Source organism: Microcoleus sp. BM001215392 (genome assembly GCF_036700185.1).
In the GTDB taxonomy this organism is placed as follows: Bacteria; Cyanobacteriota; Cyanobacteriia; order Cyanobacteriales; family Microcoleaceae; genus Microcoleus.
Genome location: NZ_JAUBOJ010000747.1, coordinates 1 through 1,110 on the forward strand (window position 1 = coordinate 1; position 1,110 = coordinate 1,110).

Genomic DNA, 1,110 nt, shown 5'->3' on the forward strand with positions numbered 1-1,110 from the left:
GAATTTCAGCAGCTTTGCCGACTGGTGTAAGCACAAAGATAGTCTTTCAGAATCGACAAGACATACAGTTGAAGTGCTGTTAAAAAAAGCTGGCACTTCCGACTGCAATGAAGCCGAGAAGGTACTTTTAAACCTCACTGAACTAAATCTCGAATACAATCAAATTATCGATATCAGTCCGCTGTCGGCACTCACCAACTTGACCAAATTGTGCCTTTTATCCAATCAAATTACCGACATCACTGGGCTGTTGGGACTCACCAACCTCACAGAACTCGATCTCGACAACAATCAAATTACCGATATCACCCCGCTGTCAGGACTCACTAACCTGACCGACCTGGATCTTCAATACAATCAAATTACCGATATCACCCCGCTGTCAGGACTCACCAACCTGACATGGCTGAGGCTCGAAGACAATCAAATTACCGATATCACTGGGCTGTTGGCACTCACCAACCTGACATGGCTGCATCTCAAAGACAATCCAATTACCGACTTAAATCTGTCGATCGAACTTGCCCAAAAATACCTAAGCCTATCGACGACGCCAATTGATTATCAAACAGCTATAGAAACTGTGAAAAAATTCTATGCAGCTATCGATCGAGAAGCACCCCAAGTCATTGTTTGCAGCAGTCCGCAGGTAGCTTCTATAAAAATACCCAAACAACTCAAAATCTCCTGGAACTCGCAACTTCAAAAATGGGAAATAGTGGTGGGCAATTTAGTAAGGAGAAACAGATTGTTGAATGAATTATTTCAATTGGTGGACGTAGGATTTTCCGCTGGGGTTCGGCGTACTTTGTGGACAGAAATAAAAATAATACAGGAACCCTCAGCCGATGATGATATACTCGTCTATTCAGAATTTCAGGACTTGTTAGAAAATTACCGACAATCGCTGGGAGGTGATATCATCGCAGATTGTTACTATATAAGCCCACTAACCCCTAGGGATCTGGTCAAGGAAATCCATTTTACTGAATTTTTAATTTCTAAATTTGGTGTTACTATCGACCAGAAATCACAAGAAATATTTCGCTGCAAGCAAGAGTTGTTGGAAAATTGCGGTTGGATATTTCCATTTGAGAAATTTTGCCTAAT

The 1,110-nt window shown here is 41.6% G+C and carries 1 protein-coding gene; it reads left to right on the forward strand.

The window, feature by feature from the left end; genetic code table 11:
- A partial coding sequence (locus tag QT974_RS34615; protein WP_333472859.1) for a leucine-rich repeat domain-containing protein occupies positions 1-1,110 on the forward strand: 1,110 nt, incomplete at both ends.